Genomic DNA, 19,338 nt, shown 5'->3' with positions numbered 1-19,338 from the left:
GATGTCGCGACTCGGCACTCTCGGCGCCCGTCTCTACCGCGGCGAGGTCGGCTACGACTTCATCGGCAAGCGCAAGATCTGGTACGGGATCTCGATCCTGATCACCATCACGGCCATCGTCGGCCTGGCGGTCAGCGGCCTGAACATGGGCATCGAGTTCAAGGGCGGCGCGGTCTTCACCACCCCGAAGACCAGCGTCACCGTCGCCGAGGCGGAAGACCTGGCCACGGAGGCCTCCGGCCACCAGGCGATCGTCCAGAAGCTCGGCAACGGCAGTCTGCGCATCCAGATCACCGAGGTCGACACCGCGAAGTCCGACGAGATCAAGGACAAGCTCGCCAAGGACCTCGACGTCCCGGCGGAGAAGATCGCCGCAGACCTGGTCGGCCCCAGCTGGGGCGAGCAGATCGCCAGCAAGGCCTGGACCGGCCTCGGCATCTTCATGGTCCTCGTGGTGATCTACCTGGCCATCGCCTTCGAATGGCGCATGGCCATCGCGGCCCTGGTCGCACTGATCCACGACATCACCATCACCGTCGGGGTCTACGCCCTGGTGGGCTTCGAGGTCACCCCGGGCACCGTGATCGGTCTGCTCACCATCCTCGGTTACTCGCTCTACGACACGGTTGTCGTCTTCGACAGCCTCAAGGAGAGCACGGTGGGGATCACCAAGCAGACCCGCTGGACGTACAGCGAGATCGCCAACCGCTCCATCAACGGCACGCTGGTCCGGTCCATCAACACCACCGTCGTGGCGCTGCTGCCGGTCGCCGGTCTGCTGTTCATCGGCGGCGGGGTTCTCGGCGCCGGCATGCTGAACGACATCTCCCTGTCGCTCTTCGTCGGCCTGGCCGCCGGTGCGTACTCCTCGATCTTCATCGCCACCCCGCTCGTCGCCGACCTCAAGGAACGCGACCCGCAGATGAAGGCCCTGAAGAAGCGGATCCTCGCCAAGCGCGCGGCAGCCGCAGCCAAGGGCGAGTCCGCCGAGGACGACCCCTCGGACGACGGCTTCCCGCAGGACGCCGCCCCCGCCGCCGCGGTCGTCGGCCAGCGCCTGCAGCCCCCCAGGGGCCACGGCCGGACCCCGGGGAAGCGCCGATGACCAGCACCACCGACAGCACCCGCGAGCTCCTGCTCAGCAGGATCCGCGACGTGCCGGACTACCCGAAGCCGGGCGTGCTGTTCAAGGACATCACCCCGCTGCTCTCGGACCCGACGGCGTTCGCGGCCCTCACCGACACACTCGCGGAGCTGTGCGTACGGCACCGCGCCACGAAGGTGGTCGGCCTGGAGGCGCGCGGCTTCATCCTGGCCGCCCCGGTCGCGGTACGGGCCGGGCTCGGCTTCGTACCCGTCCGCAAGGCGGGCAAGCTGCCCGGAGCCACGCTCAGCCAGGCGTACGAGCTGGAGTACGGCACCGCCGAGATCGAGATCCACGCGGAGGACCTGTCCGCAGACGACAGGATCATGGTCATCGACGACATCCTCGCCACCGGCGGCACCGCCGAGGCCTCGCTGGAGCTGATCCGGCGGGCCGGTGCCGAGGTCGCGGGCGTCGCGATCCTCATGGAGCTCGGCTTCCTGCCCGGACGGGCCCGGCTGGAGCAGGGCCTGCGGGGCGCGCCGCTGGAGGTTCTGATCACGGTCTGAGCAGCAGCGGCCGTACGCGGCAGCGCAGCGGATCGTACGGACAGGACGGGCACCCGGGAACAACCGGGTGCCCGTCCCGTGTTGTCAGGAGTCCCACGGTCCCCGGGGGAGGACCGGCCGCAGGGTCGATACGATGGCCTCTCCGGGTACCCGGATCCGCACGAGGAGCGCTCTTGCCAGACGAGGCCCAGCCAGTCGCCGCCCCGCAGCCCGACGAGCCCGCGGCGGCCTCAGCCACGCCCGGGAAGAAGCAGCCCGCGGACAAGCCGAAGCCCCCGGCCCCCGATCCCGGCAAGGGCCCGGACCGGGCGGGCGCCCCGGCAGCCGGGGGAGCACCCGCTTCCGCCGCACAGCCGGCCGCACCCGCCTCCGCGGCCGCGTCGGCCCCGAAGCCCCCCGCGAAGCCCGCGGCCAGGCCGGTGCCGTCGAGCGCCCCCACGACACGCTCCGGCGGTTCGTCCAACCGGGTGAGGGCCAGGCTGGCCCGCCTCGGCGTGCAGCGCTCCAGCCCGTACAACCCGGTGCTCGAACCGTTGCTGCGCATCGTCCGCAGCAACGACCCCAAGATCGAGACGGCCACACTGCGCCAGATCGAGCGGGCCTACCAGGTCGCCGAGCGCTGGCACCGCGGCCAGAAGCGCAAGAGCGGCGACCCGTACATCACGCATCCGCTCGCCGTCACGACCATCCTCGCCGAGCTGGGCATGGACCCGGCCACGCTGATGGCCGGGCTGCTGCACGACACGGTCGAGGACACCGAGTACGGCTTGGACACCCTGCGCCGGGACTTCGGCGACCAGGTCGCCCTGCTCGTCGACGGCGTCACCAAGCTGGACAAGGTCAAGTTCGGCGAGGCCGCCCAGGCCGAGACCGTACGCAAGATGGTCGTCGCCATGGCCAAGGACCCCCGGGTCCTCGTCATCAAGCTCGCCGACCGGCTGCACAACATGCGCACCATGCGCTACCTCAAGCGGGAGAAGCAGGAGAAGAAGGCCCGCGAGACGCTTGAGATCTACGCCCCGCTGGCGCACCGCCTGGGCATGAACACCATCAAGTGGGAGCTGGAGGACCTCGCCTTCGCGATCCTCTACCCCAAGATGTACGACGAGATCGTGCGTCTGGTCGCCGAGCGGGCCCCCAAGCGCGACGAATACCTCGCCATAGTGACCGACGAGGTCCAGGCCGACCTGCGCGCAGCCCGGATCAAGGCCACCGTCACGGGACGGCCGAAGCACTACTACAGCGTCTACCAGAAGATGATCGTGCGGGGCCGGGACTTCGCCGAGATCTACGACCTGGTGGGCATCAGGGTCCTCGTCGACACCGTCCGCGACTGCTACGCGGCGCTCGGCACCGTCCACGCGCGGTGGAATCCGGTCCCCGGCCGGTTCAAGGACTACATCGCGATGCCCAAGTTCAACATGTACCAGTCGCTGCACACCACGGTGATCGGTCCCAGCGGCAAGCCCGTCGAGCTGCAGATCCGCACCTTCGACATGCACCGCCGAGCCGAGTACGGCATCGCCGCGCACTGGAAGTACAAGCAGGAGGCCGTCGCGGGCGCCTCCAAGGTCCGCACCGACGTCCCCAAGAACACGGGCGGCGGCCGGAGCCAGGACACCGTCAACGACATGGCATGGCTGCGCCAGCTCCTGGACTGGCAGAAGGAGACCGAGGACCCCGGCGAGTTCCTGGAGTCGCTGCGCTTCGACCTCTCCCGCAACGAGGTCTTCGTCTTCACGCCCAAGGGCGACGTCATAGCGCTGCCCGCGGGGGCGACCCCGGTCGACTTCGCATACGCGGTGCACACGGAGGTCGGCCACCGGACGATAGGAGCACGGGTCAACGGGCGGCTCGTACCGCTCGAATCGACGCTGGACAACGGCGATCTGGTGGAGGTCTTCACCTCGAAGGCGGCCGGCGCCGGGCCCTCCCGGGACTGGCTGGGCTTCGTCAAGTCCCCCCGCGCCCGCAACAAGATCCGCGCCTGGTTCTCCAAGGAGCGCCGCGACGAGGCCATCGAGCAGGGCAAGGACGCCATCGCGCGCGCCATGCGCAAGCAGAACCTGCCGATCCAGCGCATCCTGACCGGCGACTCCCTGGTCACCCTCGCCCACGAGATGCGCTATCCCGACATCTCGTCCCTGTACGCGGCGATCGGCGAGGGTCATGTCGCGGCCGCCGGAGTCGTGCAGAAGCTGGTCCAGGCGCTCGGCGGCGAGGACGAGGCCAACGAGGACATCGCGGAGAGCTCGCCGCCCTCGCGCAGCCGCGGCAAGCGCCGGTCCAACGCCGATCCGGGCGTGGTCGTCAAGGGCGTCGAGGACGTCTGGGTCAAACTGGCCCGCTGCTGCACACCCGTCCCCGGCGACCCGATCATCGGCTTCGTCACCCGGGGCAGCGGCGTCTCCGTGCACCGCGCCGACTGTGTCAACGTCGACTCGTTGTCGCAGCAGCCGGAACGCATCCTGGACGTCGAGTGGGCGCCGACCCAGTCCTCGGTCTTCCTGGTCGCCATCCAGGTCGAGGCCCTCGACCGGTCCCGGCTGCTCTCGGACGTCACCCGCGTCCTGTCCGACCAGCACGTCAACATCCTGTCGGCGGCCGTCCAGACCTCCCGTGACCGGGTGGCCACCTCGCGCTTCACCTTCGAGATGGGCGACCCGAAGCACCTCGGCCACGTGCTGAAGGCGGTGCGGGGCGTGGAGGGCGTCTACGACGTCTACCGGGTGACCTCGGCCCGCAGGCCGTGACACAGACGAAAAGGGGCTCCCGTACGCCATGTACGGGAGCCCCTTTCCTGTGCGGTGCGTGCCTCAGGGCCTCAGCCGCCGAACTCCTCAAGGCCCTTGAGCGCCTGGTCCAGCAGCGCCTGCCGGCCCTCGAGCTCCTTGGCCAGCTTGTCGGCGCGGGCGTTGTTGCCCGAGGCGCGGGCCGTGTCGATCTGCGTACGCAGCTTGTCCACGGCCGCCTGGAGCTGACCGGTCAGGCCCTCGGCGCGCGCCCGCGCCTCGGGGTTCGTCCGCCGCCACTCCGACTCCTCGGCCTCCTGGAGCGCCCGCTCCACCGCGTGCATCCGCCCCTCGACCTTCGGGCGGGCGTCACGCGGTACGTGGCCGATGGCCTCCCAGCGCTCGTTGATGGCCCGGAACGCGGCCCTGGCCGCTTTCAGGTCCTTCACCGGCACCAGCCGCTCGGCCTCGACCGCGAGCTCCTCCTTGAGCTTGAGGTTCTCGCCCTGCTCCGCGTCCCGCTCGGCGAAGACCTCGCTGCGGGCGGCGAAGAAGACGTCCTGGGCACCGCGGAAGCGGTTCCACAGATCGTCCTCGGCCTCGCGCTGGGCGCGGCCCGCCGCCTTCCACTCCGTCATCAGGTCGCGGTAGCGGGCGGCGGTGGCCCCCCAGTCCGTGGAACCGGAGAGCGACTCCGCCTCGGTGACCAGCTTCTCCTTGGCCTTGCGGGCCTCCTCGCGCTGGGCGTCCAGCGATGCGAAGTGGGCCTTGCGGCGCTTGGAGAACGCCGAGCGGGCGTGCGAGAAGCGGTGCCACAGCTCGTCGTCGGACTTGCGGTCGAGCCGAGGCAGGCTCTTCCACGTGTCGACGAGCGCACGGAGCCGCTCGCCCGCGGAGCGCCACTGCTCGCTCTGTGCCAGCTCCTCGGCCTCGGCGACCAGCGCCTCCTTGGCGTGCTTCGCCTCGTCGGTCTGCTTCGCCTTCTGGGCCCTGCGCTCCTCACGCCGCGATTCGACCGTCGCGACGAGCGCGTCGAGCCGCTTGCGCAGCGCGTCGAGGTCACCGACGGCGTGATGCTCGTCCACCTGCAGACGCAGATGCTCGATGGCGGTCGTCGCGTCCTTCGCCGACAGGTCGGTGGTCTTCACCCGCCGTTCGAGGAGGCCGATCTCGACCACAATGCCCTCGTACTTGCGCTCGAAGTAGGCCAGAGCCTCCTCGGGGGAACCCGCCTGCCACGATCCGACGACCTGCTCGCCGTCGGCTGTCCGCACGTACACGGTGCCGGTCTCATCGACACGGCCCCACGGGTCGCTGCTCACAGCGCCTCCTCCACCTGATGCCCGCGAGAGGGTTCGCCCCTCTGGCATCGTCCACAGTTTCCTGGGGCGGGCAGCGCCCGCCCTGCACAACGCCAATCTAGGCGACCGGCCGCCCGGCTGTCCGCACTCAGCGCCGCCGAAAAAAATCCGGCCCGCGCCCGTCGTCACCGGACGGCCCGGTCAGGCCGCCCCGAGCCGGTCACGACTTGTCGACGGCGGCCTTCGAGATGTTCACTGCCTTCTTCGGCGCACCGTCGGGGGCGCCGCCCTCCGCGCCCGCCGCACCGATGTCCTTGACGGCCTTCAGCGAGGCGTCGTCCATCGTGCCGAACGGGGTGTAGGTGGGCGGCAGCTTGCTGTCCTTGTACACCAGGAAGAACTGGCTGCCACCGGTGTGCGGCTGGCCGGTGTTCGCCATCGCCACCGTGCCCGCGGGGTAGGTGACCGTGCCGTCCTGGCCGGCCTTGCCCAGCGCGGTCAGGTTCTCGTCCGGGATCGTGTAGCCGGGGCCGCCCGTGCCGTCGCCCTTGGGGTCGCCGCACTGCAGGACGAAGATGCCCTGCGTGGTGAGGCGGTGGCACTTCGTACCGTCGAAGAAGCCCTTGTCGGCCAGCGACTTGAAGGAGTTCGTGGTGCGCGGCGTCTTCCCCGCGTCCATCGTGAACGCGATGTCGCCCTGGCTCGTCTTGAGCGACATCGTGTACTCGGCCTTCTTGTCGATCTTCATCGCGGGCTCGGGCGCCTCGCTCTCCTTCGGCGACGCGCTCTCCGAAGGGCTCGCGCTCGCGGAGGCGTCCGCCTTGTCCTTCTTGCCGTCGCCGTCGAGGGCGAGATAGGAGCCCACACCGATGACCGCCACCACGGCCACCGCGGACGTGATGATGATCGTCAGCCGCCTCGTCCTGCGGCGGGCCTCCTCCCGGCGCTGCTGCTGCCGCTCGAACTTCTCCCTGGCGAGCTGCCGCCGCCGCTGATCGCTGCTGACCACCGGGTGATCTCCTTGTAGGTCGTGTGATGAGGCCTTGGCTGCCCCGTACCGTATATGGGTTAGCTGTGGAATGAGGAGCGCCGGTAGGCTCTGAACTGCCGCGACCTTCTCAGTCGCAATCCGCCGTCGGACGACCATTAAGGACGATCGTGCTCATTGCCGGGTTCCCCGCAGGGGCCTGGGGGACCAACTGTTATCTGGTCGCCCCGGCCGCAGGCGAGGAGTGCGTGATCATCGACCCGGGCCACCAGGCCGCGGCCGGAGTCGAGGAAGCGCTGAAGAAGCATCGGCTGAAGCCCGTCGCCGTCGTACTGACCCACGGCCACATCGACCATGTCGCCTCGGTCGTCCCGGTGTGCGGCGCGCACGACGTCCCCGCCTGGATCCACCCGGACGACCGGTACATGATGAGCGACCCGGAGAAGGCCCTCGGCCGCTCCATCGGGATGCCGCTCATGGGCGAGCTGACGATCGGGGAGCCGGACGACGTCAAGGAGCTGAGCGACGGCGCCCTGCTGAAGCTGGCCGGTCTGGAGTTCGGTGTCGCGCATGCGCCCGGCCATACCAAGGGGTCGGTGACGTTCAGGATGCCCGAGGCCGCGGATGTTCCGCAGATCCTCTTCTCGGGCGACCTGCTCTTCGCCGGCTCCGTCGGACGCACCGACCTGCCCGGTGGCGACCACGCCGAGCTGCTCGAGTCGCTGGCCCGTGTGTGCCTGCCGCTCGACGACTCGACCGTGGTGCTGTCCGGCCACGGCCCCCAGACGACCATCGGCCGCGAGCGCGCCTCGAATCCGTATCTGCACGGTATGGACGCGCCCCGACGAGGAATGTGACGAGAGACATCCCGTGAGCACTTTCAAGGCCCCCAAGGGCACGTACGACCTGACCCCGCCCGACTCCGCCAAGTACCTCGCGGTGCGCGAGGCCATCGCCGCGCCCCTGAAGAACTCCGGCTACGGCTATATCGAGACCCCCGGCTTCGAGGACGTCGCCCTCTTCTCGCGCGGTGTCGGTGAATCCACCGACATCGTGACCAAGGAGATGTACACCCTCACGACCAAGGGCGGTTCCCAGCTGGCACTCCGCCCCGAGGGCACCGCCTCCGTGCTCCGCGCCGCACTGGAGGCCAACCTCCACAAGCTCGGCAACCTGCCCGTGAAGCTGTGGTACTCCGGCTCGTACTACCGCTACGAGCGCCCGCAGAAGGGCCGTTACCGGCACTTCTCGCAGGTCGGTGCCGAGGCGATCGGCGCCGAGGACCCGGCGCTGGACGCCGAGCTGATCATCCTGGCCGACCAGGCGTACCGCGCGCTCGGCCTGCGGAACTTCCGCATCCTGCTCAACTCGCTGGGCGACAAGGAGTGCCGCCCCGTCTACCGGGACGCGCTCCAGGGCTTCCTGCGCGAGCTCGACCTGGACGAGGAGACCCGCCGCCGCATCGAGATCAACCCGCTTCGGGTCCTCGACGACAAGCGGCCCGAGGTGCAGAAGCAGCTGGCCGGCGCCCCGGTGCTGCGCGACTACCTCTGCGACGCCTGCAAGGCGTACCACGAGGAGGTGCGCGACCTGCTCTCCGCGGCAGGTGTGGTGTACGAGGACGACGAGAAGCTCGTCCGCGGCCTCGACTACTACACCCGCACCACCTTCGAGTTCGTCCACGACGGACTCGGCTCGCAGTCCGCGGTGGGCGGTGGCGGCCGCTACGACGGTCTGTCCGAGATGATCGGCGGACCGGCGCTCCCGTCGGTCGGGTGGGCGCTCGGCGTGGACCGTACGGTGCTCGCGCTGGAGGCGGAGGGCATCGAGCTCGAACTGCCCGCCGCCACCAGCGTCTTCGCGGTGCCGCTCGGCGAGGAGGCCCGCCGGGTGCTCTTCGGCGTCGTCACACAGCTGCGCCGCGAGGGCGTGGCTGCGGACTTCGCGTACGGGAACCGCGGCCTCAAGGGCGCGATGAAGAGCGCGAACCGGTCGGGAGCCCGCTTCACGATCGTCGCGGGCGAGCGGGACCTGGCCGAGGGCGTCGTCCAGCTCAAGGACATGGAGTCCGGTGAGCAAACGCCCGTACCCCTGAACGACGTGGCCGGGACGATCCGCGAGCGTCTGGCCTAGGTGTTCTGCCCCGGGGTGGCCGGCGGGCGGATGCCCGTTCCGCCGGTCACTTCCCGGGCAGCCATCGCGTCAACTCGGCGTGTTTGGATTCACCCTCCCGGGCGATGTTGGTGCGGGAGGTCAACGGCGGTCGGTGCGGGCCGTACCGGTGCTCGGCACCGGTACGGCCCCCTCGGCACGACTGCCGCGGCCGTGCTCCTCCCTGGCCTGTCCGGCGCCTGGATCCCGACGTCTTCGCCCTGTCCGATCCCAGGTCCGGGGCGTCGACGGCGGACAGTTGGCCCCGGCGCTTCCTCAGACCGCGTACCTCCGTCGCGAGTTCGGCCGTCGCACGAATCTCTTTCGGACTTCTGAGTTCCGGGTCGGCCGTGCGCAGACCTTGAGCACACCTTTATGTCCATCGAACAGAGGACCGGTGCCGTCGTGCGGCACAATGTCCGTGCCCAGCAGGCCACTCACTGATGGAACGGCGATATGACGACTGCAGCGGTTGACCAACCCTCCTCCGAACAGGACGAGGACGGCGGGAACAGGACCATCGGCGGCAGTCGGGCGCTGGCGCTGCTGCTGGTGATCACCGGCGCTGCCGGACTCTTCGCCGCCTGGATCATCACGATCGACAAGTTCAAGCTGCTGGAGGACCCCAACTTCACACCGGGGTGCAGCATCAACCCTGTTGTCGCGTGCGGCAACATCATGACGAGCGAGCAGGCGTCCGCCTTCGGCTTCCCGAACCCGATGCTCGGCATGGCCACCTACCCCGTGATCATCGGGATCGGACTGGCCCTGCTCGCGGGCGCCCGTTTCCGCAGCTGGTACTGGCTCGGGATGAACGCCGGCACTCTGTTCGGCGTCGGCTTCTGCACCTGGCTCCAGTACCAGTCGCTCTACGAAATCAACTCGCTCTGCCTCTGGTGCTGCCTGGCCTGGGTCGCCACGATCTTCATGTTCTGCTACGTCACCACGCACAACATCAAGCACCGGATCATTCCCGCGCCGAACTGGCTGCGCAACGGCCTGACGGAGTTCCACTGGGTTCCCCCGGTCCTGTGGACAGGCATCATCGGCATGCTGATCCTGACCCGCTGGTGGGACTTCTGGACCGGCTGACCGGATCGCCCGTCCTCCGGGGCGACCGGTCCCGGCAGGGATGTCAGCGCCGTGACATAGGCTTCAAAACGTGGAGCCCGACCTCTTTACCGCAGCCGCCGAAGACCGCCAGGAGAAGGACCCGTCCAGCAGCCCACTGGCTGTCCGGATGCGCCCGCGCACCCTCGACGAGGTCGTCGGCCAGCAGCATCTGCTCAAGCCGGGCTCGCCGCTGCGCCGCCTTGTCGGCGAGGGGAACGGCGGGCCGGCGGGCCCGTCGTCGGTGATCCTCTGGGGCCCGCCCGGCATCGGGAAGACCACCCTGGCGTACGTGGTCAGCAAGGCCACCAACAAGCGCTTCGTGGAGCTCTCCGCGATCACCGCGGGCGTCAAGGAGGTCCGCGCCGTCATCGACGGCGCCCGCCGCGCCACCGGTGGCTACGGCAAGGAGACCGTCCTCTTCCTCGACGAGATCCACCGCTTCTCCAAGGCACAGCAGGACTCCCTGCTCCCGGCCGTGGAGAACCGCTGGGTGACGCTGATCGCGGCGACCACCGAGAATCCGTATTTCTCGATCATCTCGCCCCTGCTCTCCCGCTCACTGCTGCTCACCCTGGAATCGCTGACCGACGACGATCTGCGCGGACTGCTCGGGCGCGCTCTGGCCGACGAGCGCGGGCTCGGCGGCGCGGTGACGCTGCCGGAGGAGGCCGAGGCGCATCTGCTGCGGATCGCGGGCGGCGACGCCCGCCGGGCGCTGACGGCACTGGAGGCCGCGGCCGGTGCCGCGCTGTCCAAACAGGAGAAGGAGATCAGTCTCCTGACCCTGGAGGAGACCGTCGACCGCGCGGCCGTCAAGTACGACCGGGACGGCGACCAGCACTACGACGTGGCGAGCGCGCTCATCAAGTCCATCCGCGGTTCCGACGTGGATGCCGCGCTGCACTATCTGGCCCGGATGATCGAGGCGGGGGAGGACCCCCGTTTCATCGGACGGCGGCTGATGATCTCGGCCAGCGAGGACATCGGCCTCGCCGACCCCACGGCGCTGCCCACCGCCGTGGCGGCCGCCCAGGCGGTTGCCATGATCGGTTTCCCGGAGGCGGCGCTCATCCTGAGCCATGCCACCATCGCCCTGGCCCTCGCCCCCAAGTCCAACGCGGCGACGCTTGCGATCTCCGCCGCCCAGGAGGACGTACGCAACGGGCTCGCGGGCCCCGTCCCGCCCCATCTGCGCGACGGCCACTACAAGGGCGCCGCCAAGCTGGGCCACGCCCAGGGCTATGTGTATCCGCACGACGTCCCCGGCGGGATCGCCGCCCAGCAGTACGCACCGGCCGCGGTCCGCGACAAGCACTATTACCGGCCCACGCGCTACGGCGCGGAGGCGCGCTACGCCGATGTGGTGGAGCGGGTCCGCGAGCGGCTCGGCCGCACGGCCGGCGACGGCGGCTCCGGGCCGTCCGAGAGCTGAGGGCGGGCGGCCGCCGCGTCCCCGTTCAGTGCTCCGCCGCCTCGAAGAGGGTGTACATGGCCTGGCGCAGTTCGCCGATGTCCCGCACCGGAGCGGGGAACTCGAAGCGCGCGTCGTAGCACCGCCCCCCGGCCTCGCGCAGCCGCAGCCGCAGCCCGTACCGGTCCAGCGCGAGCGGCACGACGGACGGCAGATGGGCCGGGCAGCGACCGGCCGCCCGTTCGCCCAGCAGCCCGCACAGCGAAGCCACCTGCTCGCCGTGGACCGCGTGCAGATGCTGCAGCAGCTCCGTCTCGTACCCGGCCAGTGGATCGGGCTCCGCGTCCCGGAATTCCTCCGGCCCGACCTCCTGCGCGCCCCAGAGGTCGTCGATGTACGCCTCGTTCGTCTCCAGCCGGAGCATCGTCCGGCCGGGCCCGGCCATGCCGGGTACCGTGGTGAGCCGGCCCGAGACCCACGCGCGGCCGCGGATCCGGTGCGGGACGGAGACCGGGGCGACGTCCGTGATCTCCAGCACAGCGGTCGGCCCGTCGTCCTCGGCGTGCGTCGCTGCCCGTGCGACCTGGGAATCTGCAGGGAGTTCCAGGAACAGATCCCCGTCCGGACCGACACTTCTGGTCACCGGCATCAGCCGGTCCGAGTCGGTCTCGTCCAGCCCGGGGACGAGCAGCACCGACGAGCAGGTATTCTGTACGAGAGTTCGTGTGCGCTCGGCTGCTGACGGCATCCGAGTGGTTTCAAGCCCGCTGGGACGCGGCTGACCACGATCTGATCGGTCCTCCGTCGTATCGGCACCCCGAGAGGTGTCGACGCTGTCAGTGCTGTCCGTGATGTGACTGGTGTTCCCCGGGCGAGACATGCGATCTCCTCAAGTAAGGTGAGCCTAACCTAACCTACATCGGAGGTCTGGAGAACGTGCCTAACCAGTCGCGTCCCAAGGTCAAGAAGAGCCGCGCGCTCGGCATCGCACTGACGCCGAAGGCCGTCAAGTACTTCGAGGCCCGCCCCTACCCGCCGGGCGAGCACGGCCGGGGTCGCAAGCAGAACTCGGACTACAAGGTCCGTCTGCTGGAGAAGCAGCGTCTGCGCGCCCAGTACGACATCAGCGAGCGCCAGATGGCGCGCGCGTACGACCGCGCCAAGAAGGCCGAGGGCAAGACGGGCGAGGCGCTGGTCGTCGAGCTCGAGCGCCGTCTCGACGCGCTGGTCCTGCGTTCGGGCATCGCCCGCACCATCTACCAGGCCCGTCAGATGGTCGTGCACGGTCACATCGAGGTCAACGGTGGCAAGGTCGACAAGCCGTCGTTCCGCGTCCGTCCCGACGACATCGTGATGGTCCGCGAGCGCAGCCGCGACAAGCACCCCTTCCAGGTGGCCCGCGAGGGTGGCTACGCCCCCGACGGCGAGACCCCGCGCTACCTGCAGGTGAACCTGAAGGCCCTGGCCTTCCGCCTTGACCGGGACCCGAACCGCAAGGAAATCCCCGTCATCTGCGACGAGCAGCTCGTCGTCGAGTACTACGCCCGCTGATCCGGGCGTAGCCGCTCTCACCAGCGCTCAGGCCCGCCCCTCCCGGACGTACGGGAGGCGGCGGGCCTCCGCGTTCTCCCAGCGGGCCGGTGGCGTTCCCGGCCGTCGCTCCGGAGTCTCCCGGCGGTTTGCCGGATCGCTCGCCAGAGCCCTGGCCACTGCCGCGTCCGTATCCAGTCGGCCGCCCGTGCACAGCCCCGACTCGTATCGGGCGTCGCCCAGCTCCCGCCGCGCCAGCTCCTCGCAGCGAGCCCGTGGCTGCCCGTAGTGCGTCGATCCGAACAGCGGCAGCCCCACCGACGGCCAGATCCGGTCGGCCGCCCCCTGGAGCACCGCCGCCTCCGCCGCATCGCCTTCGACGGCCGTGACCAGCGCCAGCAGCTCCAGGGCGAGCACCGTTCCGAGCAGATCGTGGAAGGTGTGGCTGATCGCCAGCGACTGCCCGAGAAGTTCCCGGGCCCGGTCCGGCCGGCCGCGCTGCAATGCCGCGAAGGCCAGCACGTACAGTGCGTACGACAGCGCCCACCGCTCCCCGTGGTCCTCGCAGATCTCCCTGACCTCTTCGCAGATGGCGGCCGCCCCGTCCAGGTCCCCGTGGAATCCGACCGCCATCGCCAGCTCGATCTGGGCCATGAGGACATTGCTGTTCAGCTCGCCGAGCTCCCGGTAGCGACGCAGCGCGTCGCCCAGCAGCTCCTGAGCCCGCGTCATGTCGTCGGTCACCAGCGCCAGACATCCCGTTCGGTGCACCGCGTACGCGAGCGCCGTGGAGTCGCCGGCCCGCTCCGCCTCGTCCCGGCACTCCTGCAGTGCGGAGACCGCACCGATCGGGTCGCCCTGGAGCACCGCCACGTACCCGAGCACCCACAGCGCCTTCAGCCGCGAGGAGTCGTACGGGGTCTCCTCCTCCAGCACGTGGTCCAGCCAGTGCCGGCCCTCCGAGAGCCGCCCGCAGCCCACCCAGAGGAACCACAGGGTGCCCGCCAGGTACTGCGCGAGATGGGCCTCGTCCGGGCTCTCCAGTGAGAACTCCATCGCCCGCCGCAGATTCGGCAGCGCGCTCTCGGCCCGGGCCGCCACATCGGCCTGCCGCGGGCTGAACCAGTCGAGCTCGCACCAGGTCGCGAGCCCCAGGTACCAGTCCCGGTGGCGGCGCCGCAGCCGGTCCGTGTCGTCGGTGGCCGCCAGCCACTCGGCGCCGTACTCCCGGACCGTGTCCAGCATCCGGTAACGGGCGCCGTGCGCCGAGTCCTCGCGCAGCACGACGGACTGCGCCAGCAGCCCCGAGAGCACATCGAGGACCGACTCGGCCGGCAGATCGGCGCCGCTGCAGATGTATTCGACGGCCTCCAGGTCGAACTGCCCGGCGAACACCGAGAGCCGCGCCCAGAGCAGTCGCTGCTCCGGGGCGCAGAGTTCGTGGCTCCAGCCGATGGCCGTGCGCAGGGTCTGGTGGCGCGCCGGCGCGCTGCGGCTCGAACCGGTCAGCAGCCGGAAGCGGTCGTCCAGGCGTTGTAGCACCTGGACGGCGGACAGGGCGCGCAGCCGCCCGGCGGCCAGTTCCAGGGCGAGCGGGATTCCGTCCAGGCGGCGGCACAGTTCGAGGGTGGTCGCGCGGTTGTCGTCGGTCAGCCGGAAGTCCGGCCGTACGGCGACGGCCCGCTCCGTGAAGAGCAGCATCGCGTCCTCGTCCGTCATCGGAGCGAGCGGGAACACGAGCTCCCCGTCCAGCTCCAGCGGCAGCCGCCCGACGGCCAGGACCCGCAGCCCCGGGGCCCGGCGCAGCAGTTCCCGTATCAGTTCGGCGCAGGCGTCCACGAGGTGTTCGAAGCCGTCGACCACCAGTAGGAGCCGGCGTCCGGCCAAGTGCTCGACGAGGGTCGTGCGGGGTGGCCTGGTGGTGTGATCGGTGAGCCCGAGGGCGTCGACCAGGGTGTGTTCCAGCAGTTCGGGGTCGTGGATGTCGGAGAGCTCGGCCATCCGGACACCGTCGCAGTACCGTTTCTCCAGAAGCGCGGCGATCCTGGAGGCGCAGCGGGTCTTGCCCACGCCGCCCACGCCGACCATGGTGACGAGCCTGGACTCGTCCAGTAGCTGAGCGAGACGGACGAGATCGTTCTCGCGTCCCACGAATCTGTTCAGTTCCGCCGGGAGGCTTCCGAAGGTGGTGGGGGCACTCGGACCGTGGGGGGACGGAATGGGGCGCTGGGGGCGTCGCATGAAACACGCAGAGTACTGGCAAGGCAGCTCTCCGTACAATCTCCTTATGGCAACGCCCGCCCCTCCCGCCGGTAATGCGGTACGGGGCGAGACCACCGGCGCGATAGGCTCAAGGAACGACGACCGGCCGTTGCGACGGCCGTCGGCGGACCGAGCAGAGACTGACAGAGACAGTACAGAGACAGCGACAAGCTAGAGAGCGGTGCACTGTGTCCGGTGGAGAGGTGGCCGGGATCCTGGTGGCCGTCTTCTGGGCGATCCTGGTTTCGTTCCTCGCCGTCGTGCTGGTGAGGCTGGCCCAGACGCTCAGGGCGACCACCAAGCTCGTGGCGGACGTGACCGAGCAGGCCGTCCCGCTGCTCGCCGACGCCTCCGCCACCGTGCGGTCCGCGCAGACCCAGCTCGACAAGGTCGATGCGATCGCGTCGGACGTCCAGGAAGTCACCTCGAACGCCTCCGCACTCTCCACCACCGTCGCCTCGACCTTCGGCGGCCCGCTCGTCAAGGTCGCCGCGTTCGGCTACGGGGTGCGGCGGGCCATCGGTCGCAAGGCCGCCCCCGAACCGGAACCCGCCCGCCGTTCGGTGATCGTCGGCCGCACCGTGCCGTCCGCGCGCGGCAGGAAGCGCAACGGCAGAAGCTCCCGCGGATCGAAGGACTGACGCAGCCATGTTCCGCCGTACGTTCTGGTTCACCGCCGGTGCCGCCGCCGGTGTCTGGGCCACCACGAAGGTCAACCGGAAGCTCAAGCAGCTGACCCCCGAGAGCCTCGCGGCGCAGGCCGCCGACAAGGCGATCGAGACGGGGCACAAGCTCAAGGACTTCGCCCTGGACGTCCGCGAGTCCATGGCCCGCCGCGAAGCCGAACTGGGCGAGGCGCTGGGTCTGGCGGCACCGGTCGACCAGGACCTCCCGGTCCGGCCGCACTTCGTCATCGAGGCGTCCGAGCCCGTCGGACCCGGCAGGTCTCCAGAGGCCACCCAATACCGCAAGCTCCCCTACACGTCGTACAACCGGAATGAGGACCACTGATGGAGTCGGCTGAAATTCGTCGCCGCTGGCTGAGCTTCTTCGAGGAGCGCGGTCACACCGTCGTCCCTTCGGCGTCGCTCATCGCGGACGACCCGACTCTGCTGCTCGTCAACGCGGGCATGGTTCCCTTCAAACCGTACTTCCTCGGTGAGACGAAGCCGCCCGCCCCGCGCGCCACCAGCGTGCAGAAGTGCGTGCGTACGCCGGACATCGAAGAGGTCGGCAAGACCACCCGACACGGCACGTTCTTCCAGATGTGCGGCAACTTCTCCTTCGGCGACTACTTCAAGGAAGGGGCCATCAGCTACGCCTGGGAGCTGCTCACCAACTCCGTGGCGGACGGCGGCTACGGCCTCGACCCCGAGCGGCTGTGGATCACGGTCTACCTCGACGACGACGAGGCCGAGCAGATCTGGCGCGAGAAGATCGGCGTTCCCGCCGAGCGCATCCAGCGCCTGGGCAAGAAGGACAACTTCTGGTCCATGGGTGTCCCCGGACCCTGCGGTCCCTGCTCCGAGATCAACTACGACCGCGGCCCCGAGTTCGGTGTCGAGGGCGGCCCCGCCGTCAACGACGAGCGGTACGTGGAGATCTGGAACCTGGTCTTCATGCAGTTCGAGCGTGGCGCCGGTGACGGCAAGGAAGACTTCCCGATCCTCGGCGACCTGCCGTCGAAGAACATCGACACGGGTCTGGGCCTGGAGCGCCTCGCCATGATCCTGCAGGGCGTACAGAACATGTACGAGACCGACACCCTGCGCGTCGTCATGGACAGGGCGACCGAGCTGACCGGTGTCCGCTACGGCGACAAGCACGACTCCGACGTCTCGATGCGTGTGGTCGCCGACCACATCCGTACCTCCGTGATGCTCATCGGTGACGGCGTGACGCCGGGCAACGAGGGCCGCGGCTACGTGTTGCGCCGCATCATGCGCCGCGCCGTCCGCAACATGCGCCTGATGGGTGCCGAAGGACCGGTCGTCAAGGACCTGGTCGACGTCGTGATCGAGACGATGGGGCAGCAGTACCCGGAGCTGATCACCGACCGCAAGCGCATCGAGACCGTCGCCCTCGCCGAGGAGGCCGCCTTCCTCAAGGCGCTCAAGGGCGGCACCAACATCCTCGACACCGCCGTCACCGAGACCAAGGCCGCCGGTGGCAGGGTCCTCGCCGGAGACAAGGCGTTCCTGCTCCACGACACCTGGGGCTTCCCGATCGACCTCACCCTGGAGATGGCCGCCGAACAGGGTCTCTCGGTGGACGAGGAGGGCTTCCGCCGCCTGATGAAGGAGCAGCGGGAGCGCGCCAAGGCGGACGCCCGCGCCAAGAAGACCGGTCATGCCGACCTGTCCGCCTACCGCGAGGTCGCCGACAACTCCGGCACCACCGACTTCACCGGCTACACCGCCACCGAGGGGGAGTCGACCATCGTCGGCCTCCTCGTCGACGGGGTGTCCTCCCCGGCCGCGTCCGAGGGCGACGAGGTCGAGGTCGTGCTCGACCGCACCCCGTTCTATGCCGAGGGCGGCGGCCAGATCGCCGACCAGGGCCGGATCAGGCTCGACACCGGCGCCGTCATCGAGGTCCGCGACGTCCAGAAGCCGGTCCCCGGCGTCCACGTCCACAAGGGTGTCGTCCAGGTCGGTGAGGTCACCGTCGGCGCTCCGGTCTTCGCCTCGATCGACGTCAAGCGCCGCCGCGCCATCGCCCGCGCCCACTCCGCCACGCACCTCACGCACCAGGCCCTGCGCGACGCGCTCGGCCCGACGGCCGCCCAGGCCGGTTCCGAGAACCAGCCCGGCCGCTTCCGCTTCGACTTCGGCTCGCCGAACGCCGTTCCCGGCTCGGTCATGACCGACGTCGAGCAGAAGATCAACGACGTGCTCTCGCGCGAACTCGACGTCCAGGCCGAGGTCATGTCGATCGACGAGGCCAAGAAGCAGGGTGCCATCGCCGAGTTCGGCGAGAAGTACGGGGAGCGGGTCCGGGTCGTCACCATCGGGGACTTCTCCAAGGAGCTCTGCGGCGGTACGCACGTCCACAACACCGCCCAGCTGGGTCTGGTGAAGCTGCTCGGCGAGTCGTCCATCGGTTCCGGTGTGCGGCGTATCGAGGCTCTCGTCGGCGTCGACGCGTACAACTTCCTCGCCAAGGAGCACACGGTCGTCGCCCAGCTCCAGGAGCTGGTCAAGGGGCGTCCCGAGGAGCTCCCGGAGAAGATCGCCGGAATGCTCGGCAAGCTGAAGGATGCCGAGAAGGAGATCGAGAAGTTCCGCGCGGAGAAGGTCCTCCAGGCCGCCGCCGGACTGGCAGAGTCCGCCAAGGACGTACGCGGCGTCGCCCTGGTCACCGGCCAGGTCCCCGACGGCACGTCCGCCGACGACCTGCGCAAGCTCGTTCTCGACGTCCGTGGCCGCATCCAGGGCGGCCGCCCGGCCGTCGTGGCCCTGTTCACCACGGCGAACGGCCGCCCGCTGACCGTCATCGCGACCAACGAGACCGCCCGCGAGCGCGGTCTCAAGGCCGGTGACCTGGTCCGCACCGCGGCCAAGACCCTCGGCGGCGGTGGCGGCGGCAAGCCCGACGTCGCCCAGGGCGGCGGCCAGGACCCGGAGGCCATCGGCGCCGCCGTGTCCGCCGTCGAACGCCTCGTCACCGAGACGGCGTGACGACGGGGATGACGCAGATGCGCCGCGGTCGCCGTCTCGCGATCGATGTCGGGGACGCCCGGATCGGGGTCGCCTCGTGCGACCCCGACGGGATCCTCGCCACGCCGGTGGAGACCGTTCCGGGACGTGATGTCCCGGCGGCCCACCGGCGGCTCGGGCAGATCGTCGAGGAGTACGAGCCGATCGAGATCATCATCGGCCTGCCGCGGTCCCTCGGCGGCGGTGAAGGACCCGCCGCGGCCAAGATCCGGCTCTTCGCGCAGGAGGTCGCACGCGCGGTCGCACCCATTCCGGTGCGGTTGGTGGACGAGAGGATGACCACAGTGACGGCCAGTCAAGGGCTGCGCGCTTCGGGCGTGAAGTCCAAGAAAGGCCGATCCGTCATCGACCAAGCTGCCGCTGTGGTGATCCTTCAGAACGCTCTGGAGTCCGAACGAGCGTCGGGCAGGGCCCCCGGCGAAGGCGTCGAAGTGGTGGCCTGATCGCGATACGGTAACGTTCCGCGCGATGCGGCGGT

General features: G+C 69.7%; 16 protein-coding genes. 12 read left to right on the top strand and 4 right to left on the bottom strand.

The annotated features are described in order from the left end of the window. Window position 1: 1 nt before the first annotated feature. From secF to ACWCQ6_RS09520, 3 genes are all read left to right on the top strand, one after another. On the top strand, window positions 2-1,105 hold the full coding sequence (gene secF / locus ACWCQ6_RS09530; protein ID WP_451087163.1) for a protein translocase subunit SecF: 1,104 nt from the start codon (window positions 2-4) through the stop codon (window positions 1,103-1,105). Then, on the top strand, window positions 1,102-1,653 hold the full coding sequence (locus ACWCQ6_RS09525) for an adenine phosphoribosyltransferase (protein WP_451087161.1): 552 nt from the start codon (window positions 1,102-1,104) through the stop codon (window positions 1,651-1,653). The genes secF and ACWCQ6_RS09525 overlap by 4 nt, the downstream gene beginning before the upstream one ends. Window positions 1,654-1,826: 173 nt before the next feature. Beyond that, window positions 1,827-4,406, top strand: a complete 2,580-nt coding sequence (locus ACWCQ6_RS09520) for a RelA/SpoT family protein (RefSeq protein WP_451087159.1) — start codon at window positions 1,827-1,829, stop codon at window positions 4,404-4,406. A 71-nt stretch (window positions 4,407-4,477) separates the two neighbouring features. On the opposite strand, the gene ACWCQ6_RS09515 is transcribed toward ACWCQ6_RS09520, so the two are convergent. Beyond that, complete coding sequence (locus ACWCQ6_RS09515) at window positions 4,478-5,707, bottom strand: DUF349 domain-containing protein (RefSeq protein WP_451087157.1); 1,230 nt, start codon at window positions 5,705-5,707, stop codon at window positions 4,478-4,480. A gap of 199 nt (window positions 5,708-5,906) precedes the next feature. Next, window positions 5,907-6,695, bottom strand: a complete 789-nt coding sequence (locus tag ACWCQ6_RS09510) for a peptidylprolyl isomerase (RefSeq protein ID WP_451087155.1) — start codon at window positions 6,693-6,695, stop codon at window positions 5,907-5,909. A 149-nt stretch (window positions 6,696-6,844) separates the two neighbouring features. Between ACWCQ6_RS09510 and ACWCQ6_RS09505 the strand changes: the two genes are divergently transcribed. From ACWCQ6_RS09505 to ACWCQ6_RS09490, 4 genes are all read left to right on the top strand, one after another. After that, complete coding sequence (locus tag ACWCQ6_RS09505) at window positions 6,845-7,531, top strand: MBL fold metallo-hydrolase (RefSeq protein WP_451087153.1); 687 nt, start codon at window positions 6,845-6,847, stop codon at window positions 7,529-7,531. A 13-nt stretch (window positions 7,532-7,544) separates the two neighbouring features. Then, on the top strand, window positions 7,545-8,807 hold the full coding sequence (gene hisS, locus ACWCQ6_RS09500) for a histidine--tRNA ligase (RefSeq protein ID WP_451087151.1): 1,263 nt from the start codon (window positions 7,545-7,547) through the stop codon (window positions 8,805-8,807). Between the two features lie 474 nt (window positions 8,808-9,281). Then, window positions 9,282-9,917, top strand: a complete 636-nt coding sequence (locus ACWCQ6_RS09495) for a vitamin K epoxide reductase family protein (RefSeq protein ID WP_451087149.1) — start codon at window positions 9,282-9,284, stop codon at window positions 9,915-9,917. 70 nt (window positions 9,918-9,987) lie between these two features. Then, a complete protein-coding gene (locus ACWCQ6_RS09490) occupies window positions 9,988-11,370 on the top strand; it encodes a replication-associated recombination protein A (protein ID WP_451087147.1) in 1,383 nt (460 codons plus the stop codon). Between the two features lie 25 nt (window positions 11,371-11,395). Here ACWCQ6_RS09490 and ACWCQ6_RS09485 read toward each other — a convergent pair whose 3' ends face one another. Continuing rightward, entirely contained in the window at window positions 11,396-12,097 is a 702-nt protein-coding gene (locus ACWCQ6_RS09485) for a DUF2470 domain-containing protein (protein ID WP_451087145.1), read from the bottom strand. A gap of 188 nt (window positions 12,098-12,285) precedes the next feature. On the opposite strand from ACWCQ6_RS09485, the gene rpsD reads away from it, so the two are divergent. After that, complete coding sequence (gene rpsD, locus ACWCQ6_RS09480; protein WP_072484525.1) at window positions 12,286-12,900, top strand: 30S ribosomal protein S4; 615 nt, start codon at window positions 12,286-12,288, stop codon at window positions 12,898-12,900. 27 nt (window positions 12,901-12,927) lie between these two features. Here rpsD and ACWCQ6_RS09475 read toward each other — a convergent pair whose 3' ends face one another. Next, entirely contained in the window at window positions 12,928-15,030 is a 2,103-nt protein-coding gene (locus ACWCQ6_RS09475) for an ATP-binding protein (protein WP_451087143.1), read from the bottom strand. Window positions 15,031-15,344: 314 nt separating this feature from the next. On the opposite strand from ACWCQ6_RS09475, the gene ACWCQ6_RS09470 reads away from it, so the two are divergent. From ACWCQ6_RS09470 to ruvX, 4 genes are read left to right on the top strand one after another with little or no spacing between them, the layout of a single operon-like run. After that, window positions 15,345-15,782 carry a DUF948 domain-containing protein gene (locus ACWCQ6_RS09470; RefSeq protein ID WP_451087330.1) on the top strand — a complete coding sequence of 146 codons (438 nt, stop codon included), beginning with the start codon at window positions 15,345-15,347 and terminating at the stop codon, window positions 15,780-15,782. 7 nt (window positions 15,783-15,789) lie between these two features. Then, the gene (locus tag ACWCQ6_RS09465; RefSeq protein ID WP_451087141.1) at window positions 15,790-16,152 is read left to right on the top strand and encodes a DUF6167 family protein; all 363 of its coding nucleotides are present in this window, start codon (window positions 15,790-15,792) and stop codon (window positions 16,150-16,152) included. Beyond that, the gene (alaS, locus tag ACWCQ6_RS09460; RefSeq protein WP_451087139.1) at window positions 16,152-18,821 is read left to right on the top strand and encodes an alanine--tRNA ligase; all 2,670 of its coding nucleotides are present in this window, start codon (window positions 16,152-16,154) and stop codon (window positions 18,819-18,821) included. The genes ACWCQ6_RS09465 and alaS overlap by 1 nt, the downstream gene beginning before the upstream one ends. Then, window positions 18,818-19,303, top strand: coding sequence for a Holliday junction resolvase RuvX (gene ruvX / locus ACWCQ6_RS09455; protein ID WP_451087137.1), 486 nt, complete (start codon window positions 18,818-18,820; stop codon window positions 19,301-19,303). The genes alaS and ruvX overlap by 4 nt, the downstream gene beginning before the upstream one ends. Window positions 19,304-19,338 lie beyond the last annotated feature (35 nt).

Source organism: Streptomyces sp. NPDC001880 (assembly GCF_053594575.1).
Note: the sequence above shows the minus strand (reverse complement) of the source record. Positions and strands in the feature narration are given on the sequence as shown.